Origin of the sequence: Pseudomonas sp. C2B4 (assembly GCF_013359695.1) — a bacterium.
Taxonomy (GTDB): Bacteria; Pseudomonadota; Gammaproteobacteria; order Pseudomonadales; family Pseudomonadaceae; genus Aquipseudomonas.
Genome location: NZ_JABFMU010000034.1, coordinates 18577 through 44238, shown reverse-complemented (window position 1 = coordinate 44238; position 25662 = coordinate 18577). Strand labels below are relative to the sequence as shown.

At 59.7% G+C, this 25662-nt stretch carries 36 protein-coding genes and 2 pseudogenes; 35 read left to right on the top strand and 3 right to left on the bottom strand.

The features are described from left to right. The 24 genes and pseudogenes from gpM (at position 1) to HNQ83_RS20155 (ending at position 17045) form a co-directional block, all read left to right on the top strand. The gene (gene gpM, locus HNQ83_RS20265; protein ID WP_175390575.1) at positions 1-702 is read left to right on the top strand and encodes a phage terminase small subunit; all 702 of its coding nucleotides are present in this window, start codon (positions 1-3) and stop codon (positions 700-702) included. A gap of 101 nt (positions 703-803) precedes the next feature. Then, positions 804-1268, top strand: coding sequence for a head completion/stabilization protein (locus HNQ83_RS20260; protein WP_175390574.1), 465 nt, complete (start codon positions 804-806; stop codon positions 1266-1268). Further along, positions 1268-1477 (top strand): tail protein X, encoded by a 210-nt coding sequence (locus tag HNQ83_RS20255; RefSeq protein ID WP_175390573.1) that lies wholly within the window; start codon positions 1268-1270, stop codon positions 1475-1477. Before HNQ83_RS20260 ends, HNQ83_RS20255 begins: the two co-directional genes overlap by 1 nt. Positions 1478-1537: 60 nt before the next feature. Next, entirely contained in the window at positions 1538-1861 is a 324-nt protein-coding gene (locus HNQ83_RS20250; RefSeq protein ID WP_175390572.1) for a phage holin, lambda family, read from the top strand. Continuing rightward, positions 1858-2697 carry an N-acetylmuramidase family protein gene (locus HNQ83_RS20245; RefSeq protein ID WP_175390571.1) on the top strand — a complete coding sequence of 280 codons (840 nt, stop codon included), beginning with the start codon at positions 1858-1860 and terminating at the stop codon, positions 2695-2697. The genes HNQ83_RS20250 and HNQ83_RS20245 overlap by 4 nt, the downstream gene beginning before the upstream one ends. Next, a complete protein-coding gene (locus HNQ83_RS20240) occupies positions 2694-2900 on the top strand; it encodes a hypothetical protein (RefSeq protein ID WP_175390570.1) in 207 nt (68 codons plus the stop codon). Before HNQ83_RS20245 ends, HNQ83_RS20240 begins: the two co-directional genes overlap by 4 nt. Further along, positions 2897-3340, top strand: a complete 444-nt coding sequence (lysB, locus tag HNQ83_RS31255; protein WP_175390569.1) for an Rz-like lysis system protein LysB — start codon at positions 2897-2899, stop codon at positions 3338-3340. Before HNQ83_RS20240 ends, lysB begins: the two co-directional genes overlap by 4 nt. Further along, a pseudogene (lysC, locus tag HNQ83_RS31010) lies at positions 3255-3449 on the top strand (Rz1-like lysis system protein LysC); the annotation flags it as partial. The gene lysB and the pseudogene lysC, both read left to right, overlap by 86 nt. Next, positions 3433-3969 (top strand): phage tail protein, encoded by a 537-nt coding sequence (locus HNQ83_RS20230; RefSeq protein ID WP_175390568.1) that lies wholly within the window; start codon positions 3433-3435, stop codon positions 3967-3969. The pseudogene lysC and the gene HNQ83_RS20230, both read left to right, overlap by 17 nt. Next, positions 3962-4417, top strand: a complete 456-nt coding sequence (locus HNQ83_RS20225; RefSeq protein WP_175390567.1) for a phage virion morphogenesis protein — start codon at positions 3962-3964, stop codon at positions 4415-4417. The genes HNQ83_RS20230 and HNQ83_RS20225 overlap by 8 nt, the downstream gene beginning before the upstream one ends. 121 nt (positions 4418-4538) lie before the next feature. After that, positions 4539-5267: a DUF4145 domain-containing protein gene (locus HNQ83_RS20220; protein WP_175390566.1), complete on the top strand. Its 729-nt coding sequence runs from the start codon at positions 4539-4541 to the stop codon at positions 5265-5267. A gap of 82 nt (positions 5268-5349) precedes the next feature. Continuing rightward, entirely contained in the window at positions 5350-5922 is a 573-nt protein-coding gene (locus HNQ83_RS20215; RefSeq protein ID WP_175390565.1) for a phage baseplate assembly protein V, read from the top strand. Continuing rightward, complete coding sequence (locus HNQ83_RS20210; RefSeq protein ID WP_175390564.1) at positions 5919-6263, top strand: GPW/gp25 family protein; 345 nt, start codon at positions 5919-5921, stop codon at positions 6261-6263. The genes HNQ83_RS20215 and HNQ83_RS20210 overlap by 4 nt, the downstream gene beginning before the upstream one ends. Beyond that, complete coding sequence (locus tag HNQ83_RS20205) at positions 6260-7171, top strand: baseplate assembly protein (RefSeq protein ID WP_175390563.1); 912 nt, start codon at positions 6260-6262, stop codon at positions 7169-7171. The genes HNQ83_RS20210 and HNQ83_RS20205 overlap by 4 nt, the downstream gene beginning before the upstream one ends. Beyond that, complete coding sequence (locus tag HNQ83_RS20200; RefSeq protein ID WP_175390562.1) at positions 7171-7788, top strand: phage tail protein I; 618 nt, start codon at positions 7171-7173, stop codon at positions 7786-7788. The genes HNQ83_RS20205 and HNQ83_RS20200 overlap by 1 nt, the downstream gene beginning before the upstream one ends. Then, positions 7785-8708, top strand: a pseudogene (locus HNQ83_RS31705) (phage tail protein); the annotation flags it as partial. The gene HNQ83_RS20200 and the pseudogene HNQ83_RS31705, both read left to right, overlap by 4 nt. A 1028-nt stretch (positions 8709-9736) precedes the next feature. Further along, positions 9737-10165: a phage tail assembly chaperone gene (locus HNQ83_RS20190; RefSeq protein ID WP_175390560.1), complete on the top strand. Its 429-nt coding sequence runs from the start codon at positions 9737-9739 to the stop codon at positions 10163-10165. A 90-nt stretch (positions 10166-10255) separates the two neighbouring features. Beyond that, positions 10256-11428 (top strand): phage tail sheath protein, encoded by a 1173-nt coding sequence (locus HNQ83_RS20185; RefSeq protein WP_175390559.1) that lies wholly within the window; start codon positions 10256-10258, stop codon positions 11426-11428. Between the two features lie 57 nt (positions 11429-11485). Beyond that, positions 11486-12001: a phage major tail tube protein gene (locus HNQ83_RS20180; RefSeq protein WP_175390558.1), complete on the top strand. Its 516-nt coding sequence runs from the start codon at positions 11486-11488 to the stop codon at positions 11999-12001. Between the two features lie 48 nt (positions 12002-12049). Next, positions 12050-12397, top strand: a complete 348-nt coding sequence (locus HNQ83_RS20175; RefSeq protein WP_175390557.1) for a phage tail assembly protein — start codon at positions 12050-12052, stop codon at positions 12395-12397. A gap of 8 nt (positions 12398-12405) precedes the next feature. Continuing rightward, a complete protein-coding gene (locus HNQ83_RS20170) occupies positions 12406-12525 on the top strand; it encodes a GpE family phage tail protein (protein WP_150812457.1) in 120 nt (39 codons plus the stop codon). Beyond that, the gene (locus HNQ83_RS20165) at positions 12515-15343 is read left to right on the top strand and encodes a phage tail tape measure protein (RefSeq protein ID WP_175390556.1); all 2829 of its coding nucleotides are present in this window, start codon (positions 12515-12517) and stop codon (positions 15341-15343) included. Before HNQ83_RS20170 ends, HNQ83_RS20165 begins: the two co-directional genes overlap by 11 nt. Before the next feature lie 5 nt (positions 15344-15348). Further along, on the top strand, positions 15349-15789 hold the full coding sequence (locus HNQ83_RS20160; RefSeq protein ID WP_175390555.1) for a phage tail protein: 441 nt from the start codon (positions 15349-15351) through the stop codon (positions 15787-15789). Then, positions 15786-17045, top strand: coding sequence for a contractile injection system protein, VgrG/Pvc8 family (locus HNQ83_RS20155; protein ID WP_175390554.1), 1260 nt, complete (start codon positions 15786-15788; stop codon positions 17043-17045). The genes HNQ83_RS20160 and HNQ83_RS20155 overlap by 4 nt, the downstream gene beginning before the upstream one ends. A gap of 159 nt (positions 17046-17204) precedes the next feature. Here the strand turns inward: HNQ83_RS20155 and HNQ83_RS20150 are convergent, their stop codons facing one another. The 3 genes from HNQ83_RS20150 to HNQ83_RS20140 all read right to left on the bottom strand — a co-directional run bounded on the left by HNQ83_RS20150 (position 17205) and on the right by HNQ83_RS20140 (position 18576). Beyond that, entirely contained in the window at positions 17205-17369 is a 165-nt protein-coding gene (locus HNQ83_RS20150) for a hypothetical protein (RefSeq protein WP_175390553.1), read from the bottom strand. Positions 17370-17520: 151 nt separating this feature from the next. Further along, entirely contained in the window at positions 17521-18162 is a 642-nt protein-coding gene (locus HNQ83_RS20145; protein WP_175390552.1) for a hypothetical protein, read from the bottom strand. A gap of 84 nt (positions 18163-18246) precedes the next feature. Further along, positions 18247-18576, bottom strand: coding sequence for a helix-turn-helix domain-containing protein (locus HNQ83_RS20140; RefSeq protein WP_175390551.1), 330 nt, complete (start codon positions 18574-18576; stop codon positions 18247-18249). 84 nt (positions 18577-18660) lie between these two features. On the opposite strand from HNQ83_RS20140, the gene HNQ83_RS20135 reads away from it, so the two are divergent. The 11 genes from HNQ83_RS20135 to HNQ83_RS20085 all read left to right on the top strand — a co-directional run bounded on the left by HNQ83_RS20135 (position 18661) and on the right by HNQ83_RS20085 (position 25536). After that, a complete protein-coding gene (locus tag HNQ83_RS20135; protein ID WP_175390550.1) occupies positions 18661-18873 on the top strand; it encodes a DNA-binding protein in 213 nt (70 codons plus the stop codon). Positions 18874-18902: 29 nt separating this feature from the next. After that, the gene (locus tag HNQ83_RS20130) at positions 18903-19364 is read left to right on the top strand and encodes a YmfL family putative regulatory protein (protein ID WP_175390549.1); all 462 of its coding nucleotides are present in this window, start codon (positions 18903-18905) and stop codon (positions 19362-19364) included. Between the two features lie 89 nt (positions 19365-19453). After that, positions 19454-19747, top strand: coding sequence for an ogr/Delta-like zinc finger family protein (locus HNQ83_RS20125; protein WP_175390548.1), 294 nt, complete (start codon positions 19454-19456; stop codon positions 19745-19747). Next, entirely contained in the window at positions 19744-20118 is a 375-nt protein-coding gene (locus tag HNQ83_RS20120) for a hypothetical protein (protein ID WP_175390547.1), read from the top strand. Before HNQ83_RS20125 ends, HNQ83_RS20120 begins: the two co-directional genes overlap by 4 nt. 70 nt (positions 20119-20188) lie before the next feature. Continuing rightward, on the top strand, positions 20189-20434 hold the full coding sequence (locus tag HNQ83_RS20115; RefSeq protein ID WP_175390546.1) for a hypothetical protein: 246 nt from the start codon (positions 20189-20191) through the stop codon (positions 20432-20434). A 5-nt stretch (positions 20435-20439) separates the two neighbouring features. Next, positions 20440-23238: a toprim domain-containing protein gene (locus HNQ83_RS20110; protein WP_175390593.1), complete on the top strand. Its 2799-nt coding sequence runs from the start codon at positions 20440-20442 to the stop codon at positions 23236-23238. Between the two features lie 26 nt (positions 23239-23264). Next, positions 23265-23567 (top strand): hypothetical protein, encoded by a 303-nt coding sequence (locus HNQ83_RS20105; RefSeq protein WP_175390545.1) that lies wholly within the window; start codon positions 23265-23267, stop codon positions 23565-23567. Positions 23568-23605: 38 nt separating this feature from the next. Then, positions 23606-23743 carry a hypothetical protein gene (locus HNQ83_RS20100; RefSeq protein WP_175390544.1) on the top strand — a complete coding sequence of 46 codons (138 nt, stop codon included), beginning with the start codon at positions 23606-23608 and terminating at the stop codon, positions 23741-23743. 64 nt (positions 23744-23807) lie between these two features. Beyond that, complete coding sequence (locus HNQ83_RS20095) at positions 23808-24629, top strand: hypothetical protein (RefSeq protein WP_175390543.1); 822 nt, start codon at positions 23808-23810, stop codon at positions 24627-24629. A 78-nt stretch (positions 24630-24707) separates the two neighbouring features. Beyond that, positions 24708-25274 carry a hypothetical protein gene (locus HNQ83_RS20090; protein WP_175390542.1) on the top strand — a complete coding sequence of 189 codons (567 nt, stop codon included), beginning with the start codon at positions 24708-24710 and terminating at the stop codon, positions 25272-25274. Continuing rightward, a complete protein-coding gene (locus HNQ83_RS20085; RefSeq protein ID WP_175390541.1) occupies positions 25264-25536 on the top strand; it encodes a hypothetical protein in 273 nt (90 codons plus the stop codon). The genes HNQ83_RS20090 and HNQ83_RS20085 overlap by 11 nt, the downstream gene beginning before the upstream one ends. Positions 25537-25662 lie beyond the last annotated feature (126 nt).

Here is a 25662-nt window from a genome sequence, read left to right as displayed (position 1 = left end):
ATGGCCCTGACCCTTGCCCAACGCAACCAGTTGCAAAAGCGTGCAGCCCGGGAGGCGGCAGCCGCCGCCCCTGCCGCCATGATGGATGGCGCCACCGGTTACGAGGTGATGCTGGCCAAACTGCAGCAGGATCAATTCCGCCTGAAACAGGTGCAATCCCAGGAGGGCAAGGCAAAGCTCAAGACCGAGATGCTGCCCGATTACGTGCCCTACGTTGATGGCGTGCTCTCGGCTGGTCAGGGCGCCCAGGACGACGTGATCACCACTATCATGGTCTGGCGTTTCGATGCCGGTGACTTTGCTGGCGGATTGCAGGTCGCGGAGTATGTACTGAAACACGGTCTGATGATGCCGGATCGCTTCAACCGCACCACCGGGTGCCTGGTCGCCGAAGAAGTGGCCACGGCCGCACTTAAAGCTCAAAAAGCCGGCGGCACCTTCCCGCTGGAGATCCTCACCAACACCGCTGTGCTGACCGATGAGCAGGACATGCCGGACGAAGCCCGCGCCAAACTGGTCCTCGCCCTCGGCCGTGCCACCTTGGAAGAAATCGACGACGTGAGACTTGGGCAACCAGGCCAACTGGAAGCTGGTATCAACCTACTCAAACGAGCCATCGAGCTGCACAGCAGCTGCGGCGGCAAGAAAGACCTGGAGCGCGCTGAACGCCTCCTCAAGAAACACACTGGTCCAGCCAGTTAACCGAGCGTCCCACGCACCCGGCGGCTCGGGGCGGATCAGCGGGTTTTCTCCTTTCCTTGCTGTGAAGTCCCGACCACCGCCGACCTATTCGAGCGACAAGCATGAGCGGATTCATCGCCGGCGGCATTCCAACGACCGCCTTCCCGATCGGCAACGGCACCTTCTGGCCAGAGATTGACGGCCAGCATTTGCGCGCCGCCATGCGTATCACTGATGTCGTCACTGACGATCGCCTCGAGGTCGCGACTGTCAACGCCATGATCGAGGCAAACCGGGAGCTTGCAGGCTACCGGACTGCCCAGCAGGGCCAGGGCTTTGCCACTTTGTCCGACGTGCCTTCCGAGAAAATCAAGGACGAAAGCCAACTGCTGCACCTCTACCGCCGCGTCATTTATTGCAGCGCGCTGGCCGAGCTGGTGGAGCGCTACAGCAGTTTTGATGCCACCAATAGCGGCGAGAAGAAGGTCACCGAGGAAGAAAGCAGCGCCGACCAACTGCGTCGAGATTCGCGCAAGGCGCTGCGCAGCATTCTTGGGATCAGCCACACCACCGTGGAGCTGCTGTGATGCCCGCCGTGATCGCCACCCAAGGCGACACCGTCGATGCCATTTGCTGGCGCCACTACGGCCGTACCGCAGGCGTCACCGAGGCCGTGCTTGACGCCAATCCCGGGCTGGCCGACCTCGGCACGATCCTGCCGCACGGCACCCCGGTGCAGTTGCCGGAGGTGGCCCCCCAAGCAGAACAACGACAGATGGTGAACCTATGGGACTGATTCAACGCTTCACCTCCCTGGGCATTCATCAGCTTCCTACCCTCAACCCTGGACAGCGGAATGAAGCACATGCCTGACAAACCGGACACTTGGGCCTGGCTCGCCACCTGGCTCGAACAAAACTGGCCCGCCCTCTACGCCGGTGGCTTGGCTTTCGTTATTGCCGCGCTGCGCATCATGTATGGCGGCGGCACCTGGCGCCGTGTGGCGCTGGAGGCCCCGTTGTGTGGCGCGCTCGCGCTGGCGGGCAGCCATGGTTTGTCCCTGTTGGGCATTCCGGCCACGACCAGCCCGTTCTTCGGCGGCGTCATTGGGCTACTCGGCGTCGAGGGCACCCGGGCGCTGGCCAATCAATTCTTCAAGCGCAAGGTGGACCAAGTATGACGATCCTTCGCCATGGCGATCGCAGCCAGGATGTTCGCGTGTTGCAGCAACGCCTCAATCTGGCCGGTGCCGGCCTGCTCGCAGATGGCTTGTTTGGTGATGCAACTGAGGAGGCGGTGCGCGCCTATCAATCGAAGATGGGGCTGGTCGCCGACGGTATCGCCGGCCCCAAAACCCTCGCTGCGCTGACCGGTACCGACTGCTCCGCGCTACTGCGCCATGCCACCCTGATGGCTGCGGCGGCGCGCCTGGGGGTCGAACTGGCGGCCATCCTCGCCGTGAACGAAGTGGAGAGCCTGGGCGCGGGTTTCCTGGACAACGGCAAGCCCAAGATCCTCTACGAGCGGCACATCATGTACCGGCAGATCGCCCGTCCGCGCGTCCCTGAAGACGACGCGGCCGCATTGCAGGTTCACGCCGATGAACTGGCTGCCACCCAGCCGAGCCTGGTCAACCCGCGTGCCGGTGGATATGCCGGCGGTACCGCCGAACACCAGCGCTTGGCCCACGCCAAGCTCATCGATGACACCTGCGCGCTGGAGTCCGCCAGTTGGGGCGCCTTCCAGATCATGGGCTTTCACGCCGTACGCCTGGGCTACTCCAGCGTGCAGGACTTTGCCGCCCGCATGGCCAAAGACGAAAACGAACAATTCGAAGCATTCGTACGCTTCCTCGAGGTCGATCCTGCACTGTTGAAGGCGCTCAAGGCAAAGAAATGGGCTGTGTTTGCCAAGGGCTACAACGGCCCCGATTACCAACGCAATCTGTACGACATCAAGCTGGAGCGCGCCTATCAACGGCATGCTGCCAGCTGCCCTGTGCCGGAGGCCGCATGATCGATTTCGAGGCTGTGCAACGACTGAACGTACAGGACGGCGATCTGCTGGTGGTGCCACCGGATAGCGATCAGCACGACATGGAACTGCTGATCAATGCGCTTTACGTCCAAATGCCAGGCCGCAAAGTCATCATCATTCGCGGCCCGGTGCAGCAGCTGGATGTCGGCGACATGAACAAGCTCGGCTGGTACCGCGCATGAGCACGCTGCGCCAGGCGCTGTATGGCTTCGCCTTGCTTGGCGCGCTTGCGTTATTGATTTGGGGTCAGGAGCAGCGCATAGCGATCGCCGACAAGAACACCGAGCTGGCTGAGAAAGACACCAAGACCGCCCGAGACGATGCTGACCGCAATCTGGCTACCGCTAATAGCCTGCGTGACACGCTGCAACAGGAGCGCGATACACAGGCCAGTCTGCGCACCCAGCAGGATCAACTGCGCCAAGGCCTAGCCAACCGTGAACGAACGATCGAGGCATTGAAACGTGAAAACACCGAACTACGTGACTGGGCTGCCCAGCCTCTGCCTGATGCTGCTCGCCGGTTGCGCGAGCGCCCCGCCCTCGTCGGCGCCGACGCTTATCGTCAGTGGCTGTCCGGCCGTAGTGCCGTGCCGCCTGCCGGCGACGGCACCAGACAGTAACGGCGCATTGCTCACCGACCAGGACCGCGCTGAGGCCGCTTGGGCGGACTGTGCCGCTCAGGTCGATATGGTTTACCAACACCAGGTGCAGCATGAACAAGCCCGATAGTCTCCGAGTCCATCTGCTGGCTGCCATACCAGAGCTCAAGCACAACCCCGACCGCCTATTGATCTTCATCGATAACGGCAAGATCCGTTGCACCGCGGCTGCCGGCCTGTCCTTCGAATATGCCTACGACCTGCAAATCATCCTGACCGATTTCGCCGGCCATCCCGACAGCGTGATGCTGCCGCTGCTGGGCTGGCTGCGCGTGAACCAATCGGAACTGCTGGTCAACCTGGACAAGTCCGCCGAGGGCATCAAGTTCGAAGCCGATGTCATCGACCACAGCAAGGTCGACATGAGCCTCAGCCTGCCGTTGACCGAACGCGTCATCGTAAAGAAACAGGACGATGGCACCTTCACCGTCAAACATGCTGCCGAGCCGCAGTACACGCCCTACGAACAGATCGAAGGCCCAATCCAGGTGTTTGCCGACGGCGTTCTGCTCGCCGAATGGCAGGCGCCACAATTGACCGATGCCGTGGCGTTGGCCAGCCCGCATCCGCAGCGCCCCGCCAATGAGTGACCTGCATGCGTTGGAGGACTGGGCCGGCCTGCTGCTGCACCGTATCGAGCCGCCTGCTCGAACCAAATTGGCCAGGACCATCGCCCAGCAACTGCGCCGCAGTCAGCAACAGCGCGTCACAGCCCAACGCAATTCAGACGGCAGCCAATACACGCCGCGCAAGCCACGCGACCTGCGTGGCAAACAAGGCCGCATCCAACGCAAAGTGAAGATGTTCCGCAAGCTGCGCACCGCCAGCTATCTCAAGGCCAAGGGCGATAGCAACCTAGTCAGTGTCGGCTTCACCGGGCGGATTTCCCGCATCGCCCGCGTCCACCAGTACGGTCTGAAGGACCGCGCCGAACGGGGAGCCCCTGATGTTCGCTACGACCAGCGGGAAGTGCTGGGCTTCACCGATGCCGATCTTGAATTGATCAGAGACACCCTTCTCTTGCACTTAACTCGTTGAAGTAGCTGATTGGCACCAAGAGACCCAATTCCAATTTAATGCAAGAGCAGGTAAAACTCCCCGCAATGCAGTCCATTTGATGCGATTAGGATTAATCAACTAGATAGGGAGCCACAGCGTAATGCGCAAAACTTTTCAGGCGCACTGCCCTCGATGCGACGGAGAGAGAGCATGCGAAATTCATGGTGCTTTGGCTGTTTCCTGGGACTGGTCAGATGGTCGAAACTCAGTAAATGGGCAGAATGATCACAAACTAGCCCGATGCTGTGGCTGCAAAGAGGTTTTCTATCATAAAAGTAGTTGGGACTCCGAGGACTGGGAGGGTGCCTACCATCCAGTTACTGGAGAAGAAATCATCACTTTTCCAGCTAAAACGCTGACTTATCCTGCCCCAGAAAAGAAAAGCCAAAAACCGGATTGGGTATGGGGCATTTCTAAAATTGACCCCCAACTTCACTCAATTCTTGACGAGACATATCAAGCCTATGAGGTGGGATCTTTTATTCTCGCATCTGTGGGCCTGCGAACCGCTTTCGATCGAGCCACCGAACTCCTAAAAATAGATCCAGGACTTAATTTGGAGGAAAAAGTACAAGAACTTCGCGATAACGGCTTCATCGGTGAAACGGAAGCAATGACCCTTGGGGTTGTCGCAAATGCCGGAAGCGCTGCCGCCCATCGGGCCTGGTCACCAAACCAACAGGAATTCCAAACGCTCCTCACGACACTTGAACAGTTCTTGCACAGAACGATCGTGAGCGGTAAATCTGCGTTGAACATCGCGACGAAAATTCCGGCCCGCCCTCCACGTCCGAAGAAACCAAAAACACCAAAAACACCACCGCCATAGAGTCACGTAGCTCACTTGTAACGCCACGCAATACAAAGCGGTAGAGCTGCGCTCGCGTGCGCGTGGCGCCACCATCGGCGGCATGACCAATATCGCCGCCCTCTCCCGCCTGCTGGAAAACCTCATCCGCTTCGGCACCGTTGCCGAAGTTCAGATGCAGCCGCCGCGCGTGCGCGTAAAAACCGGCGATTTGCTCACTGCCTGGCTGCCATGGATTGCCCTGCGCGCCGGCCTGGACAAGGACTGGGACCCGCCCACCGAAAACGAGCAGGTCATTCTGTTCAGCCCGTCCGGCCAACTTGCCAACGGCGTGGCCCTCACCGGCATTTTCAGCGACGAGCATGCGGCCAATGGTGACCGCGAAGGCCTGCACCGCCGCACCTACCGCGACGGCGCCGTCATCGAATACGACAGCATTGCCCATCACCTACGGGCGGTGCTGCCCGAGGACGGCACGAGCGAACTGATCAGCAAAGGCGGTATTCACATCGTCGGCCCGATCACCCATGAGGGCGACTACACCCAGACCGGCAATCAGAACATCACCGGAATGGTCACCGTCTCGGAAGATGTCATCGCAGCCGATATCAGCCTGGTCAACCACCCGCATGGCGGCGTGAGAGCTGGCCCTGATCAGTCAGGAAAACCCCTATGAACCGAGAAACCGGCAGCGCCATCGGCAACCTGGAGCACATCCGCCAGTCGATCACCGACATCCTGAATACACGCATCGGAACCCGGGTCATGCGCCGCGATTACGGCAGTTTGCTGCCCGAGCTGGTGGATCATCCCTTCAACGACGCCACCCGGCTGCGCGTGTATGCCGCCACCGCCATGGCCTTGTTGCGCTGGGAGCCCCGTATCAACCTCAGTCGCGTGCGGTTCAGCGGTGTCAGCCTGCAGGGTGAGGTTGTTATGGAACTGGAAGGCGCCGAAGTCGACAGTAATCAACAGCACAACCTGAGTATCCCGCTGCAACTGGGGGCCAGCGTATGAACACCTTTGTCCCGATCGATCTCAGCCAACTCCCGCCTCCACAGATCGTTGAGCAAATCGACTTTGAGTTGATCTTGGCCGAGCGCAAGGCCTATGCCATCAGCCTGTGGCCGGCGGACGAGCAAGCGGAAATCGCTGCACGCCTCGAGCTGGAGTCGGAGCCGCTGACCAAGCTGCTCGAGGAGAATGCCTACCGCGAGACCATCTGGCGCCAACGGGTCAACGAAGGCGCCGTAGCCAACATGCTTGCCCTGGCCCAGGGCGCCGATCTGGAAAACTTGGCGGCGAATTACAACGTCGAGCGCCTGGTGGTGCAGATCGGCAACCCCAGCGCCGTGCCACCGACCCCCGAAGTCCTGGAGAGCTACGACAGTTTGCGCGAGCGTGCCCAAATGGCCTGGGAAGGCCTCAGCACCGCAGGCCCGCGCAACAGCTACATCTTCCACGCCCGCGCCGCCGATGGCCGTGTGGCAGACGCCACAGCGGAAAGCCCAAGCCCCGCCGTGGTGGTTGTCACGGTGCAATCTTTGCTGGGAGACGGCAGCGTTGACGCGGGTCTGCTCAGCATCGTCAACGCCTACCTCAGTGACGACGACCGCCGGCCGGTAGCGGATCGCCTGACCGTGCAGAGCGCGGCTGTCATCCCTTATCAGGTCAGTGCCAGGCTCTACCTGAAGACCAGCGGCCCAGAGTCCGAGCCGATCCTTGCCGCTGCCAACCAACGCCTGCTGGCCTACGTGCATCAACGTCGCCGGCTGGGGATGGAGGTGTCCGAGTCCGCCATCCACGCCGCGCTGCACGTCGAAGGTGTGCGCAAGGTCGAGCTGGATACCTGGACCGACATCGCCGCCACGCCGTACCAGGCTCCGTACTGCACCACCATCACGCTGACACAGGGTGTGGAGTAATGGGCGCCGTGTCGCTGTTACCGCGTAATGCCAGCCAGTTGGAGCGCCTGGCCGCCCAAGCACTGGCGCAAATTCAGCGCACGCCTATTCCGCTGCGCCAGCTCTGGAACCCGATGGCGTGCCCAGTTGATCTGTTGCCTTACTTGGCCTGGGCCTTTTCGGTCGATCGCTGGGACAGCAAATGGACTGAAGCCACCAAACGCGCCGCCATCCGTTCGGCGTACTACATCCACTCTCGCAAGGGCACCATCGGCGCCCTGCGCCGTGTGGTCGAGCCGTTGGGCTACCTAATTGAAGTGGTGGAGTGGTTCGAGACCACCCCCGAAGGCGTACCCGGCACGTTCGCGCTGAAGGTCGGCGTATTGGAAACCGGCATCACCGACGAGATGTACCAGGAGCTCACGTTCCTCATCGATGACGCCAAGCCGCGAAGCCGACACCTGGTCGGCCTGGCCATCAGTCTCGAAACCACTGGGCACCACTACCTGCGCGCTGCGGTTTACGAGGGTGACGAAATCACTGTGTACCCGCCCATTCAACGCGACATCGAAGTCACCGCCGTCATCGGCCGGGGCGGTCGCGACCACATCATTGACACTCTGGATGTATTCCCATGATCGACCAGACCTCTCAGTTTTTCGCCATCCTGACCAACATCGGCCTGGCCAAACAAGCCAATGCGGATGCCTTGGGCATCGCCTGGAAGATCACCCAGATGGGCGTCGGCGATGCCAATGGCACCGAGCCGATGCCTTCGGCTACCCAGACAGCGTTGATCAACGAGCGCCGCCGAGCCCCGCTCAACCAGCTCAAAGTCGACCCAACCAATAGCGCAATCATCATTGCCGAGCAGGTCATTCCAGAGGATGTTGGCGGCTGGTGGATTCGTGAAATTGGCCTGTACGACGCTGACGGCGACCTGGTGGCCATTGCCAACTGCGCCCCATCGTTCAAACCGCTACTGACGCAAGGCTCAGGCCGCACACAGGTTGTGCGGATGAATATGATCGTCAGCAACGCCAGCAACGTCGAACTCAAGATCGATCCCAGCGTGGTTCTGGCCACCCGTGCTTATGTCGATGCGAAAGTCCTGGAGGAAATGAACAAGCTCGACAGCAAGCAATCGGTGCGGGTGGCCACCACGGCCAACATCGCGTTGGCGGGGCTACAGACCATCGACGCGGTGGCCCTGGTCGCCGGTGATCGGGTGCTGGTGAAAAACCAGACCGTGGCCAAGGACAATGGCATTTACGTCGCTGCGGCGGCGGTCTGGACCCGGGCGCCGGATGCCGACACCAATGCCGAGGTGACGTCGGCGCTGCTGACGTCGGTCGAGCAGGGTGCGACCCTGGCCGATACCCGTTGGCAGTTGGTCACCGATGGGCTGATTGTCCTGGGCACCACGGCCCTGACGTTTCAGGACGTCACTCAGGGCTATGCGCCGATCAACTCCCCGGCCTTTCTGGGCGCGCCAACGGCACTCACCCCGCCCCAGTTCGACAGCTCGCTCAGGCTGGTGAATACCGCCTTTGCTAAGCGGATGGGCGTCGAGTACTCAGGCTTCGCCCCGCTGATCGCTAGCACCGCGCTGGGCGCATCAAGCATTGGCGGGATGGTGTCCGCTGCATCCGCTACACCGATCAACATCACGGTGCCGCCGACTGCCGGGGTGCCTGATGGGGCGACGGTCGAGGTGGGGAACGCTGGAATTGGCGCGGTCACTGTTCTGTCGGCCGGTCTGGATGTGCTGACGACTCCGGTGGCTGGGACGATCACGGTCGTCTTGGGCTCGGGTGATAACGCCGAGTTCGTGAAGGTGGCCGGCGGCTGGCGTTTGCGTGGTGGGTCCGTGGCCCTCAAATATGCGGCCGTGATGTCCGGCCCGAACTGGGTCACGCCGGCACAGTTCGCCAGTGACAAGTCATTGGCTACGACGGAGTTTGTGAAAAATAAAGGGATCGAATTTAGCCGCTTCCTTGGGGTTAACAGCAGTCAAACGCTGGTCGCTAGCTCGGCGGCTGGCGCCTATTATTTTTGCTCTCCCGCAGCCCCCATTAGCCTGACACTGCCGCTGGCCGCGACCTGCGGCAATGCGCAAACAACATTCTTTAACGCGGGATCGGCCAACGTCACGTTAGTCCGGCAAGGGGCGGATGGTTTTAACAATTCGTTTGATGGTGTGGTGCGGCCGGGGACAAGTATTTCCTTGGCCGCCACGGCGGGTAGCTGGAACGCGGTGGGTGGCGATGCGCTGTTGTCCACCTCGCCGCTGTTTGCTTCGGCCTTGGCCGGCCCGAACTGCTGGCAAAAGCTGCCGGGCGGGGACATTGAGCAGTGGGGGCTCTACACTTCGGCGGCGTCAGGGGTGGATGTGGTGATTACGCTGCCGGTGGCGATGTTGGCACCGCCGACCAATATCGAATTGACCTTTGCCGACCATGCCAGTGGCCTTACCGTCGGAAATTCGCCGGTATTGCAGTCAAGAAACGCCACGGCAGGGACCATTACGGTGCGCAACCTTTACGCCGGCGCCGCGTCATTCTTCTGGAAAGTAAGGGGTAGGGTATGACGGTTTTTTTCTGTCCAACGACGGCGTTTTTCTACGACGACGAGATATGCAGTTTCATTCCCGAGGGCGTTATCGAGTACAGCGCCGAAGAGCGGGATGCCTTGTTGGCGCTCGTATCTCACGGGCGCCGCGTCGTTGCCGGTGCTGACGGCTATCCGGTGCTGATTGATCCGCCGCCGCTGGCGCCGGAGGAGGCGGCCGCGATCGAGCGCGTTTGGCGTGACGCCAAGCTGGCGGCAACGGACGGCGTTGTTACGCGGCATCGCGACGAGCTGGAAGGTGGCGCCACCACCACTCTCACGCCTGAGCAATACAGCGCGTTGCAGCAATACCGCCAGGCGCTGCGCAACTGGCCGGAATCGGGAGAGTTTCCGCTGATCGATCATCGTCCGCTGGCGCCGCCTTGGCTGGCCGAGAACCTGTAACACCAGTCGCTACAACTCCCCGCGCTCGCTCACCCGGCGCGCGCGCGGCAGCCTGTGCAGTGTCTTTCCACCACTGCGCAGGCAATCCTCATGGCCGACGAATACCATCACGGCGTGCGAGTCCTCGAAATCAACGAGGGCACTCGCCCCATCCGCACCGTTTCCACCGCTGTCATCGGCCTGGTTTGTACTGCCGAAGACGCCGATGCCACGATGTTCCCCCTGGACACTCCCGTCCTGATCACCAACGTACAAGCAGCCATTGGCAAAGCCGGTACCGAAGGCACGCTGGCTGCCAGCCTGCAGGCGATTGCCGACCAGACCAAACCGGTCACCGTCGTGGTACGAGTCGCCACCGGCGTCGATGACGCCGCGACCACCAGCAACCTCATCGGCACCACCACCGCCGCCGGCAAGTACACCGGCATGAAAGCCCTGCTCGCGGCCAAATCGCGCTTGAAGGTCACCCCACGCATTCTCGGTGTGCCAGGTCTCGACACCCTGCCCGTGGCCACCGCGCTGGTGGCTATCGCCCAGCAGCTGCGCGCCTTCGCTTATGTCAGTGCATCGGATTGCCAGACCAAGGAAGAAGCGACGACCTATCGCGAGAACTTCGGTGCCCGCGAAGTCATGGTCATCTGGCCGGACTTCCAGAACTGGAACACCGTCACCAATGGCACCGTCACCGCACCAGCCGTGGCTCGAGCGTTGGGCCTGCGCGCCAAGATCGACCAGGAAGTGGGCTGGCACAAAACCCTGTCCAACGTCGCCGTCAACGGCGTCACCGGTATCAGTGCCGACGTGTTCTGGGATCTGCAGAACTCGGCCACGGATGCCAACTACCTCAACGGCAACGAAGTCACCACCCTGATTAACGAGGGCGGCTATCGCTTCTGGGGCAGCCGCACCTGCAGCGACGATCCGTTGTTTGCCTTCGAGAACTACACCCGCACCGCCCAGGTACTGGCCGATACCATGGCCAACGCGCAAATGTGGGCCATGGACAAACCCATGCACCCCTCCCTGGTGCGCGACATACTCGAAAGCATCAACGACAAGTTCCGCGAAATGATTGCCGGCGGCTACCTGATCGGCGGCAGCGCCTGGTACCCCGACGACATCAACGACGAAACCACGCTCAAGGCCGGCAAGTTGTACATCGACTACGACTACACCCCCGTGCCGCCGCTGGAAGACCTCACCCTGCGTCAGCGCATCACCGACCGTTATCTGGTCGACTTTGCCAGCCGCCTCAACAGCTAACCCGGGCCTCCCCTCACGGGGAGGAAACCCTGCGCCAGCCGACCGGAGAACACCGCCATGGCCCTGCCCCGCAAACTCAAGAACATGAACCTTTTCAACGACGGCAGTAGCTACCTGGCCGTCGCCAAGTCAGTCACCTTGCCCGCCCTCGGTCGCAAGATGGAGGCCTATCGCGGTGGCGGTATGAACGGCCCGGTCAAGGCAGATCTGGGCTTCTCCGACGACGGTATTCAGCTGGAATGGAAAACCGGCGGGCTTGATCTAGTCTCGTTGCGCCAGTTCGGCATGGTCAAAGCGTCCGGCGTGCTGCTGCGCTTTACCGGTGCTTTCCAGCAGGACGACACCGAAGAAATGAGCAGCGTGGAAGTCGTGGTCCGTGGTCGTCACGAGACCATCGAAATGGGCGATGCCCAGCCGGGTGAAGACACCGAGCACGCCATGACCACCACCTGCAGCTACTACAAACTGATCGTCGACGGTGAAGTCATCATCGAGATCGACTTGCTCAACTTCGTCGAGATGGTCGACGGCGTCGACATGCTCGAAGGCCAGCGAAAAGCCCTGGGCATCTAATTCGAATGGCCCTCGATCGAGGGCGCCCCCCACCTCCTGGAGAAAACCATGTCCACACCTGAAACCGCTGATTCCGTTGTTACCGCGCCTGAAGAGAACAAGCACGACGAAAACACCGTTCAGCTCGATACCCCAATCCAACGCGGCAAGCAGCTGATCGACACTGTCACCCTGCGCAAACCCTGCGCGGGCGAGCTGCGTGGCATTCACCTGGCCGAGCTGCTGAACCTCGACGTGGCCAGCCTGATCAAGGTCATCCCGCGCATCAGCTCGCCTGGCATCACCGCCCCCGAAGCTGCCGGCATGGACCCTGCCGACCTGCTGGCCATCGGCGGCAAGGTCGTCGGTTTTTTGCTGCAGAAGCAGGCGAAGACGGATGCATCCCTCGTTGCGTAGAGGACGCCATGGCCGATCTGGCCGTGGTCTTTCACTGGGCGCCAGCCGACATGGATCGGCTGGGCCTGCAGGAACTGATGGACTGGCGCGAGAGGGCGCGGGTTAGGAGTAGCGCCGATGGCCAATGATCTACGACTTCAGGTATTGCTCAATGCCATCGACAAGGCCTCCGCGCCGCTGCGGCAAATCAGCCAGGGCAGCCTCGAAACTGCCCGCGCGCTGAAGGCCGCTCGCGATCGGCTGAAAGAGCTCAACACCCAACAGAGTGACATCAGTGCTTGGCGCACTCAGCGGGCAGCGGCTGAAGAAACCGGCCAAGCACTGGCGGCCGCGCAAGCCAAGGTCAAAGGGCTCAGTCAGCAATTCGCGAGCACTGGCGTCCCGACCAAAGCGATGGCCAAGGAATTCCGCACGGCGGTACGTGAAGCCCAGGCCCTGAAACAAGCCCATCAGCAACAAAGCGAAAAGCTCCAGGGCTTGCGGACCCGGCTCCAAGACGCTGGTATCAGCACAAAATCCCTCAGCGGCCAGGAACGCCAGCTGCGCGAGCAGATCAGCGCAACCACGGCCAGCATCAACACGCAAAACCAGCGCCTGGCCGCCTTGAATGCGCGACAAGCCCGAGCAGCGAAGCTGCGCAGCAACTTCGCCAAGAATCGAGAGATGGTGGGAGTCACCGCAACGGCGGGCGCCAGTTCTGTCGCCACTGGTGCTGCCGCTGGGCTGCCGATTCTTGCGATGGTGAAAAACTATTCAAGCTTCGAAGACGCCATGGCCGGCGTCGCCAAGCAGGTCGACGGTGCCAGGGACGACAACGGCAAACTCACCCAGACCTATTACGACATGGGCGCTGCCATCAAGAAGATGGGAGAAAGCATTCCCATGGCCACCACCGACATCGCTTCGCTCGTTGAGGGCGGTGCGCGGATGGGCATTCAGGGCAAGGACAACTTGCTCGAGTTCGCCCGCGTCGCGGCCACGGCTGCCACGGCTTTCGAATTGCCCGCCGATCAGGTCGGTGAGAGCCTGGCGCGTATAGCCCAGCTCTACAAACTGCCGATCAAGAACGTCAGCCAGCTCGGTGACGCCATCAACTTCCTTGACGACAACGCCATGTCCAAAGGGTCCGACATCATTGAAGTAATGCAACGCACCGCCGGTATCACGGCCTCGGTGGGCATGTCGTTCAAGGATGCGGCGGCGTTGGGCTCCACCTTCCTAACCCTGGGTGCTTCGGCGGAAGTCGCGGGCACGGCCACCAACGCCATGATCCGTGAACTGGCGATTGCGACGCAGCAGCCGAAGCGGTTTCAACAAGGACTGGCGGCAGTTGGGCTTGAGGCGAAAGCCGTGCAAGAAGGCATGGCCAAGGATGCGACCGGCACCATCCAGAAAGTGCTGGATGCAGTGAGCAAGTTACCCAAGGCCGACCAACTTGGCGTTATGACTCAGCTGTTCGGCAAGGAATACGGCGACGACGCCGCAAAGCTCGCCGCCAACATCGGCGAATACCGTCGCCAGCTCGAGCTGGTGAACAGCACCAAGGGCAGCGGATCGATGCAACGAGAGGGCGACATCCGCAGTGAAGCCCTGTCAGCCCGTTGGCAGATGGCACAAAACCGAATGTTCAACCTCAGCAGCGCCCTGGGCGAAACGCTGCGACCGACCCTCATCGAGCTGGTCGACGGTTTTAACCGCATCATTGAGCGGGTGAATACCTGGGCCACTCAAAACCCCACTCTGGTCGCCAGCCTGTTGAAAGTCGCGGCCGGGATTGCAGCCCTTTCTGCTGGTTTCGGTGTCGTCGCACTCGGTATTGCCGGCGTGCTTGGCCCTTTCCTCGCCGTGCGCTTCGCACTGTCCATGATAGGGCTGAAAATCCCCACACTGCTGGGCCTGCTGAGAGTGCTGGCCGTAGCCTTCAGCGGTGGACTGGTAACAGCGATCCGCGCTGTCAGCCTCGCCCTGTGGGGATTGGCAGCCAACCCGGTAGCGCTGGCCATCGCCGCCGTCGTGGCGGTACTTGCCGGTGCCGGCTATCTCATCTATCAGAACTGGGACCAGGTGAAGCTGTACTTCGCCAACGCCTGGACCGAGATCAAGGCAGGCTTCAGCGGCGGCATCGGTGGCATTCTCACCACCTTGGCCAACTTCAGTCCGATTGGGCTGATCTACCAGGCCTTTGCTGGAGTGCTGAGCTACCTGGGTGTGGATCTGCCGACGCGCTTCACCGAGTTCGGCAACATGATCGTCAACGGCCTGGTCAACGGGTTGATGGCCGGCGCCGGACAGATCAAGGAGGCCATCACCTCGATCGGCGGCTCGACCATCGACTGGTTCAAGGAAAAACTCGGCATCCACAGCCCATCGCGGGTCTTCGCCGAACTGGGCGGCTTCACCATGGCGGGACTGACCCAAGGCTTACAATCCGGTGAACAAGGACCGCTGGATGCCGTCGCGCAGATCAGCAAGCAGCTCACCAGCGCGGGTTCGTTCGTGATGAATGCGATCGCGGGTCCATCCTCGATGGGAGAGCAACGGACCCCGGCCGAGGCTGCCGGTGTGGCTCAACCTGTCAGGGCTGCTCAAGCCGTTGCGCAACCGCCCGCAAGCGAAACCAGTGGCGCCGACTCTGGCGTTCTGGCGTCGTTAGCCACCCTCGGCAAACAGTTCACGGCCGCCGGTGCCCTGGCATTGGGCAGCATCGCGGCACCCGTCATGGCCATGGGCACGGCTGCAACCCCAGGTATTGAGATCGACAACCGCGCCCCCGTCGCACCACAGGCCGCCGTGACCTACGACAGTCACGACCACTACGAAATCAACATTCACCCCACCCCAGGCATGGATGACCAGGCCATTGCCCGTGCCGTGCGTGCAGAGCTGACCCGTATCGATCGGGAAAAGTCCGCCCGCAAGCGCAGCCAACTGTCCGACCAGGAGTAACCCGCATGATGCTCGCCCTCGGCATGTTCGTTTTTAGCCTGCACACGGCTGCCTATCAGGAGATGCAGCGCCAGACGGAATGGCGCCACCCTGGCAGCAACCGCATCGGCGCCAATCCAGCCCGTCAGTTTCTGGGCCGGGGGGAGGATGCCGTCACCCTCCCCGGCATCATCTTTCCGGAGTTGGCCGGTACCGTCTTGAGCCTGGATGCGTTGCGCCAGATGGCTGACACCGGCAAGGCCTGGCCCATGGTCGAAGGCACCGGCCGGTTATGCGGACTCTGGGTGATCGACAACCTGACGGAAACCAGGACCATCTTCTTTCCTAACGGTGCCGCGCGGCGGATTGAATTCAACCTGAGCCTGAAGCGCGTCGACGATGGTCGTGTAGATCTGCTCGGTGCGAGCACCGGCGCCGGGGTGAACATTCTGAGGGGGCTGCTGTGATCGATACTGCGATTGCCCGTGTGACGGGCTACGTCAACAGCACACTGGAACAGAGTCGCCGCGATGTCACCTATCCGGTACCGGCGTTTCGCCTGACCGTCGACGGCAACGACCTCGCGCAGTTGATCAGTCCGCGACTGATGAGCCTGGAGCTGACAGACAATCGCGGCATTGAGGCTGATCAGCTCAGCATTACGCTCAGCGACCACGATGGGCTGCTGTCCATTCCACCCAAGGGCGCCATCTTGCGGCTGTGGCTGGGCTGGAGTGATACCGGCCTGGTCGACAAAGGCACCTACACCGTCGACGAAACCGAACACAGCGGCGCACCCGACGTACTCAGCATTCGCGCGCGATCGGCGGATCTGCGCAAAGGCCTGAAGACCAAACGCGAACGCAGCTGGAGCAACACGACACTGGCCAAGGTGCTTGGCGCGATTGCGAGCGGCAACGGCCTCAAGGCGACGATCGCCGAAGCCCTGGGCGATCTGCCGATTCTGCAGCTTGATCAGGCCAATGAATCGGATGCCAACCTGATCAGTCGTCTGGGCGAAGAGTTCGATGCCGTGGCGACCGTTAAAGCGGGATGCCTACTGTGCATGCCGGCTGGCGGTGGCAAGACGGCCAGCGGCAAGGCACTGCCCCATATCACCCTGACCCGCGTCGATGGCGACCAGCACCGGTACCTGCAAGCCGATCGCGACAGCTATGACGGTGTGCGTGCCTATTACTACGACGTGAACAGCGCCAAGAAGCAGGAAGCCATTGCCGGCGGCGGGGAGAACCTCAAGGACCTACGCCATACCTACAGCGATCAGCAGTCCGCCCTGCGTGCTGCTCGAGCTGAGTTCAATCGCCTGCAACGCGGCAGCGCCACCCTGAGCTACACCCTTGCTCGAGGTCGACCGGACCTGATCCCGGAGCTGACCTACACGCTCCAGGGCGTGAAGGCCGAGATTGATGAAATCATCTGGTACGGGGGCAACGTGCAGCACAGCCTCAGCGCCGACAGCGGCTACACCATGAGCCTCGATCTGGAAAGCAAACTGCCGGAGGACACGGTGGAGGTCCTGGCCGAGGAAAGTGCAGGTGCGTACACCGGAATCATTGCCCACTATCGAGACGAGAAAGCTGGAGCGGAAAAGACCGTGACCGCTGGCGATCAGACAAAACCAAAACGGCTGCGGTGGTTGTACGCCAGTGAGAAAACAGCAAAGCGGGCGGTGGATAGAGAAATGAAAAAACTTTCTGCCTGAACGAAGTACTACCGATCTGCAAACAGGGCGAGCAGGTCCTGTTGCACAGTCATAAAAAATCCGATGCCAGAAGTCTGACATCGGATTGTCGAGTAAGCCCAGGTTGGCCTCAAATGCTTAAGCGGACAACATTACGGCACCTGTCTGGTTTTTTGCTACTTAGTCGGGTAGCTGCCCAAACGCCTCCAACACCCGCAGGATGTCCTTCTGTTTCTGGTTATTGATCCGCCTGAACATTGCTAGCAACCTAAGCTCCTGATCGTTCAGACAGCGAGGATCAACAACTGGCGCTTCGGTTTCCAACACACTGCTGTTCTCCAACATGCGATAACTCCATTCACACGCAACGGGAGCCCGGTGCCAACATGGCACCGTCCAGGTCCCCCGGGGAACAGCCGATTCTCTGCACGTTAGAGCGTGCCACCAGCCCTTTCGACTAAAGATTGAGGCTTGATCTTTCCCAACCGTCAAAACCTCAACCGTTATTTACAAGATCCCCTCCGGCGGTTTCGATTGCCTTAAGCAACTGCAATTGCCCTGCATCCTTGAAGTAGAGATTCTGAAACGCAGGAGTCCATTCATCCATCTGCGAATCACCTGCGGCTTCCGGAACGACCAGATCGGAGGCCGAATTCGCCTTCACAAACACTCCGGCAGCCGTCATCGCCTGAGCCCTAGTGACACTGACCTTAAGATTAGGGGCCTTCAAAAACTTGGTAGTGACGGGATTGAAGGTTACCTCCCGAGGTACGACGGTCACCACGACAGCATCAGCGTTGGTGTGTGTAAACGTTCGATACACCCCGTAAAGCGCTGCACGGCGCAGCTCACGCTGCACGTTTTCAGGAAGGTCTCCCGGAACTACTGTGGGCGCGAGTTGGATTTTTAGCGGTTTTGCACTTACCAACTTGAAGGTGCCGTTTTCTTCGGCGTAGTCACCGCGATCCTCAATCATCTCGGCGACAGATTTGAACTGCAATGGGTGTGCAGGGCCATCTTGGGCCAGGGTCTGTGTGCTGTTAAGCATCAACGCGGCGAGGAGCAAGCCACCTATCGAATGCTTTGAGCAACCCAGTGAACTCCATACCTGGTTTGTCTTGCCTTTCAAAAGATCCATTTTGATTTCCTTATTGATTTGAGGATCGAGTATTACTGAGCACGAGCCACCAGCCTCGCGCCACAATCCTTGTTTCGGTAGTTGTTATGTCGGATCCGCTGCCTTCGCAAGCGCAAAGGCCATCCGCAACATCGTTTGTCGATCTGATTCAGGCATTGACCTGTAGTACCCAAGCAACCCGGTCTCATCAGCAGTAATGCAGTCCGCTGACGTTGGTATTCGCTCGCCAGTGACCACGTAAAGGACATCAACTCCATGCTCAGCCACCGCTGCCAAATAAACAGCATCGGGGCTTCGCTCGCCTTTCTCATAGTTGTACTGACTGTTTTTAGAGGCGCCGGCGTTCGCCGCAAACTCGGTCTGATTGAACCCCAAGCGCTCTCGTTCTTCTTTTAGGCGGTCACCAATTCCCACAAATGTCTCCAAAGTGAATTGACATGCACACATACATGGGAAATACTTCGCCTGTCATCACACGAAATCACACGATTAGAGACTATGCCGAACGCATACCCAACCGAGCAAGCCTGCCAAGAAGCCCGAGAACGCCTTGCGCGCCAAGGAATAACGGCAAAAGACTGGGCCGCACAGCATGACCTAAGCGCATCAACCGTCTATGCGGTTCTGAATGGACAGAAGAAATGCCTGCGGGGAGAAGCGCATCGAGCAGCCGTACTCCTCGGTATTAAAGACGGCGTGATTGAACAGTAATGGCACTCGACTTAGCAGGAAACCAGAGCATGAAACGCCCAGTCCTAGAAACCCGACGCCAAGTAGTAAGTGCTGTGATCTGTGACTACCCAGGTGGTCGTGAGTGCGCTGCCGCTCGCCTGGGCTTGGCCCTAAAAAAGTTTGATAACCATGCTTATGAGAGTGCCGGTAGCCGCCCTCTCACTGATGAGCAGATCCGAGTTCTCGAGCAGGAGACCGGCACTTCGCACCTTCCGGACTTCCTATGCAACTTGTATGGCGGCGTATTCGTGCCACTGGCAGACCCAGAAAAAATGGACAACCTCGACCTCTACTCTCGCTCAGTCAACACGGCAATCAAGCGCGGAGCAGTCGACACCATCCTTGCAGAGGCCCTCAAGGACGGCGCAATAAATGAGAAAGAGATAGAGCAAATACTCGCCGCCCACCGCGCCCATGTGGCAGCAAGGCACGAGGAAATCACCGCAGTCATCATCCTGCACCGGGAATAACTCGGGCAGGTAGGAAGTAATCGGCGCACGACGTGCAATCAATTATTCGGCCCTGGCCGAAAGCCGCATTTGGCGGCGGGGAAAACCAAATGAGCACTTACAAACTTGTCTGCCCCCATTGCATGGGCCGCATGCGTATTCGCACCAGCGAAGGCACTCACATCTTTCTACGCGTGGCGTACCTGCAATGCGTCAACGAGGCGTGTGGTTGGTCCGTGCGTGCCGAGTTCGAAATGACCCACGAAATGAGCCCCAGCGGTATGCCCAACCCAACGGTAAAGCTACCGGTAGCGCCTGTAACGTTGCGCCGACAGGCGATGAAGTCCGCTGACGATCAACCCGACTTGCTGGATCAACTGGATATGGAGATTGCACTCGCATGAACGCTATTACTCTGACCGAAAACCCTGCCAGCGATTATCGGGCTGCCATGCAACAGGCTGCCGTGGCATACCTGTACCGCCAAAATGGACAGCACCTGTCCGGCGACCACCAGCTAATTGAAAACTGTACACGCTACCTCGCCCAGGTGCTCGAAGTACCTGAGCACCTGGTGCAGCGCATCGCCGAACTGGCAGTTACCGAATTCGAAAGCATGACCACAAAGCGCGTGGCTCGGCTGGGTATTTATCCGGCAAGCAGCGCATTTCGTTACATGGTCTGGCTGCTCGATACTCAAACCCAAAAGCGCTACCCCGTGCCGGCCCGCTTCTTACCAGCGCGCTTGCTGACCTCCCGTAACACTTCGCACTAAATCTGAACTGCCCCTGCCATATGCCCGCCTTGCGTGGGTAAGGGGATACTGCACTTTACTGGTGGCCGAAATGAGCAATATCACCATCCAACTGGAATTGAACCAACAGCAGGCAGAGCAATACCTGCAGTGGCTCAACAGCCAGTACGACACCACCATGGCCGACGTTTGGTACTCCGACCGTTATCGGAATGTGCCCCGTGGCCAGCGAGCACCGAAGGTACTCCAGGACATCCCGCACCTGGCTGGCATTTGCCGGACTCGCATTGAGCTGAAAAAGCAGCTCGACTCCAATGCTGTGGAGCGTGCGCAGTGAAGACCATGGACCATCAACTGCGCGCTGATGTACTGCAGCGGCTCGAGGCCGACTTTGGTCTGCAGCACATGGCCGGCACCCAATACATGCGCAAGGGAACCTGCCCGCAGTGCAACCAGCGGCGGCTGTTTTCCCGCTACGACGAGCCATGGTTCATCCGCTGCGGTCGCGAGCAGAAATGTCGATACATGGAACCGGTCAAGGAGCTGTACAGCGACCTGTTCGACGACTGGAGCAAGCGCGCCCCGGCCACCGACGATCAACCTGCAGCGAGTGCCAAGGCTTACCTGACGTTCGCCCGCGGGTTCGACCTTGGGATGATTGAAGGCTGGTACACCCAGGAAAACTACTTTGATCGGGACCTGAACATTGGCTCGGCCACCGTTCGCTTTCCACTCGACAAGGGCGGTTATTGGGAGCGGCTCATCGACAAGCCGAACCGCTTCGGCAAGAAGAAAGCGCGTTTCAAGCCTGGCGAAAGCTACAAAGGCTACTGGTGGGTGCCACCCTGCGTGGATCTTCTACAGGTCGAAGAACTGTGGATCGTAGAAGGCATCTTCGATGCCATAGCTTTGGTACAGAACGGCATTCCCGCCGTCGCCGCGCTGTCCTCGAACGCCTACCCAGAGGAATCGCTGAAAGCCCTGATCACCGCTCGCAGCGGTAAGACTCCAAAGCTGATCTGGGCATTGGACAACGAACCAGGTGCACACAAATACACCCGCATGTGGGTCCGTCAGGCTCGTGACCTTGGCTTTACCTGTGACGCGGCACAGATCCCACAGCCTGATTCGCGCAAGGTCGATTGGAACGATCTGCACCAGCGTTGGGCGTTCATGGATGACGTCGAAGCCCGCACCCAGCGGATCGACAAAGAGCTGGACGACGCCAAGCACCACGGTGCCCTACTGATCGCAGAAAGCGCCGTGGAGAAAGCCTTGCTGATGTACCAGTGGCGCGAGCGCGAAGAGTTTCACTTCGGCTTCGACTCCCGCCTGTACTGGTGGAAATTGGACATCTCGAAGTTCAACAGCGCCATGCAGGCACTGGATGCCAGCGATAACCACGAAGACCAACAGTTGAACGACAAGGCTCGGCGCGCCAAGGCGCTGCACATGTCCGGCTGCGTCGTCGAGATCGCCAACTGCTATCCCAAGGCCCTGTATTTCCAGCGCAACGAGATTACCGACGAGTCCTGGTACTTCTTCCGCGTCGACTTCCCCCACGACGGTGGCTCGGTGAAAAACACATTCACCGGCGGCCAGGTCGCAGCGGCCAGCGAATTCAAGAAAAGACTGCTCGGCATGGGCGCCGGGGCCGTGTTCACCGGTAGTGGACAACAGTTGGACAAGATCATGAAAGACCAGCTCTTCGGCATCAAAACCGTTAAAACCATCGACTACGTCGGCTACAGCAGGGAGTACGGCTGCTACGTGTTCAACGACATCGCTGTTCGGGAAGGCCAGCTCATCACCATCAACGAAGAGGAGTTCTTCGAGATGGGCAAGCTGAAACTCAAGAGCCTGCAAAAAGGCGTGAAGATCGCCCTGCAGAAGGACGCCAAAGACTACGACCAGCAATGGTTGAATTTGCTCTGGCAATGCTTCGGCGCCCAGGGCACCGTTGCGCTGACCTTCTGGTTCGGCTCGCTCTTCGCCGAGCAGATCCGCGCTCGGTACCAGTCGTTTCCCTTCCTGGAGGCCACAGGCGAAGCCGGTGCCGGCAAAACCACCCTGCTCACCTTGCTTTGGAAATTGCTGGGCCGCGAAGGATACGAAGGCTTCGACCCATCCAAATCCACCAAAGCCGGCCGTAGCCGCTTGATGGGCCAAATCTCCGGCATGCCCGTCGTGCTGCTGGAATCGGATCGCAGCGGCGACGATAAGGCGCACGCCAAAACGTTCGAATGGGACGAACTGAAGGACTACTACGGCGGTGGCACACTCGCGACCAAGGGTGTCAAAACCGCTGGCAACGAAACCTACGAGCCACCCTTCCGCGCCACCATTGCCATCAGTCAGAACGCACCAGTTGTTGCGTCCGAGGCGATCATGACCCGGATTGTGAAATTGCATTTTGTGCGGCCAACCGTGACAGCTGAAAGCCGCGCGGCGGCAGACCTGCTCAACTCGCTGGAAGGTTCGAAGCTCAGCAACTTCCTGCTGCAAGCGGTACGTAAAGAATCGGAAGTGCTGGAGCTGTTTGCCAATCGCGTGCCCGGTTATGAAGCAAAACTGCGCACCCTTCACAGCCATTGCTTCGCGTGCGAAACGCCATTCAAAAATGAGCACGACCAATGTGCCCACTGCGGTAACAAGCTGCGCGGCTACATCCGTGTGGAGCGGATCAACAAAAACCACGCCCAACTGCTCGCCCTGCTCGATTGCCTGCGCCTGGTCGTGCCCCTCAGCGAGCCGCAAATCAGCCACACCCGGACTCAAATCATCCGCATGGCCATCGAGCGTCAGGCCTCGATCAGCTCGGATCACCCGGTGGTGGCTGAATTCTGGGAAGTGTACGAGTACCTCGAAGGCCTGGACGCTGACGGCCCGGTGGTCAATCACAGCAAGAAAGACAACACCATCGCCATCAACCTCAACGACTTCGTCAAGTGCGCGGCCGAGCACCGCCAGAAGGTTGCCGATATCGGCGAATTGAGGGAGCGCTTGAAAGATTCCCGCTCTCGAAAATTGATCGACACGAACAAGGCAACTGACAGCGCGGTGCGTGCCCACCAGGCCAAACACTCCAACGCTGTCATCACCAAGCAACCCATCGTGAAGTGCTGGATTTTTCAGGCCTGACCGTCAATCGCCGACAGGACATATGAATGCAAATTCAAATACTCGCCGGTAGTGACACATCGGCTCCCCTGCAGGACCGCGTCACCGAGGTGATGCGCCAAATGGGCAACGATCACCGGAAAACCGTACAGGCCGATGCCTACGGCGCAGAGGGACTCGTTGACATCTTGGAGGTTCGGGCAACAGACGGTCAGCGCGAGATTTTGGTACTGAACTGCTCGCGACAGCAGATCCAGGCGGTACTGGATTGGCAATCGAGCATTGAGGACAACAACGAATTCGAAGGCTTGGAGCTGCACCTGGTGCGAAAGCCAGACAGCGACATGTAACGCCGGCTGCAACCGGCAACCACTGAAAGGAGAGAACCATGCAGCGCACCAACGAAACAGCCCAACGGGGTAGCAGGGAGTTGTTGAGCGACCTGATCAGCACGATCGCAACAGTCGCACTGATCGCTGTCACGGCTATTCAGGTACCTGACGTATTGATCTGGCTCGCCAAGTAAACAACGAGAAGGCACTTAGGGGCTGCAACCCCTCGGCGCCTACCACCACTGAAAGGAGAGAACCATGCAAAACGAATTGAGAAAGGCCATCCGCTTTGATGACTTTTGGGCTGTGTATGGCCCCGAAGGTGTAGTTGCGTTGGCGTGGTGGATCGGTGCACAACACGCAAACGAGTTACGTGCCAATCAGAACAGCTATCCCTTCCTGGAAATAACTGCCCCTGCTGGCAGCGGTAGCAGCGTTCTACTCAGCTACTTGTCGAAACTCATTGGAAAAGAAAACTACCGTTGCTGCTCGCCTGAGCATGCCACCAAGACCGCACGTTTGCGCAACCTTGAGCAAACCGGCACCGATTCGATCGTTTATCAGGACCAGCCTGAATCAGCCGCGCCGTTCGACTGGGATGAAATCAAAACGCTCTACAACGGCGGCTCCGCCAGCTACGGAACGCGTGAGGAGACGCGAGAGGTGACATTTAAAGGCACCTTGATTATCAGCGCAAACCAGCCTGTGAAATGTAGCGACGCGGTCCGAAGCCGAATGATTGATGTCCGGCTTAAGGGCAGGAACTTTCTCGACAAACCGCCGCACATTGAAGCAATGCATCAACTCACCGTTGAAGAGGCAAGTGTGTTTGGTCAAACCATTCAGGAAAAGAAAGAGCACCTGCTATTCACCGTGAATAAGTTGGTGCCGGTTTACGTCGATGCACTAACTCAAGGGCTCAACTTCATCCGTGACCTTGATCCGCGAGGCCTACATAACTGCGCGCAGGTAATGGCCTTGGTCAATGTGCTTAGCGACTTGTTGGGACTCGCCAACGAGCACCGTGCAGCACCTTTGGAAGTACTTCAAACCATTGCGTCTGAATACGCCCCGTATTGACCAGGTAATGAATTAACTGGAAGTGGTGCCGAGGGGCTGCAACCCCTCGGCACCGACCACCACTGAAAGGAGAGAACCATGCAAGCTCAAACCCACAACGGCGGCGTCGCCGAGGCTACCACGCCAGCCGCCGACCTGCGTCTAGTGTCCGTCGAGCATTTGAAGAAGATCCACCGTGACCTGGACGCCTGCCAGAAAGTCATCTGGCTGGCAGGCTGCCGCCCCCGCGTTCCCAACGGCTTCGATCCGTCTTACGTCACCGACGCCCAGGAGCGGCTCAAGGAAATTGAAGCCCTGCTGGCCGAGCAGCCGCAAGCCGATCAGACACCACCACCGATCACCTGCGAACAAATTCAGAAGTTCATGACCGGCGGTGATTGCCCGAAGTCCGGCGCCCTGGGCGAGTGTGCGGCCATCTGGCGCAACGACAGCCGCTGGACAGCAGCGCTGTACATCTGGGACGCCTCATTCTACGACTCAACTGCCGTTGCGAAGTGGTTCCACAAACTTGGCGCCATCGACGTTTTCATCGGCCACACCCTGTACTGCACCAACAATGGCGACCGCAACGGTGAGGTCGCAGAGGGCGGCGCACGTCAATGGCTAGTCGAGTTCTCGACCCGGGAGGTGCCCCATGCGAACTGAAATCGTCGCCCTCGATCAGGCAACCGAGATCTTGCACGCCCTGGAGAGCCAAGATCAGGCCTTCACCCAACTGACCGACCCGCTCAGCTACACCGGCTTGCTTGATCGCCTGCGGGAAGTCGCCAGCGCCAACGCAACGTCGGTCGTTTTCCTTTTCGGCGCCGGTGCCACCCAACACCAGCAGCTCAAGCGCATCCGGCGCAACCAGGGCGCGGCGCTGGGCGACATGACCATTTACACCGTGGAGGTGGAAAATGCGTGAACGCCCAACCATGGCTAGCCACCGGCTTGATCTGCCAAGCATCTGTGATATCTGCGGGAAAGCGCGTTCTACGCGGAGACACCAAACCTGCAGTCGTATTCGACAACAATACAAGGCTGAGGAATG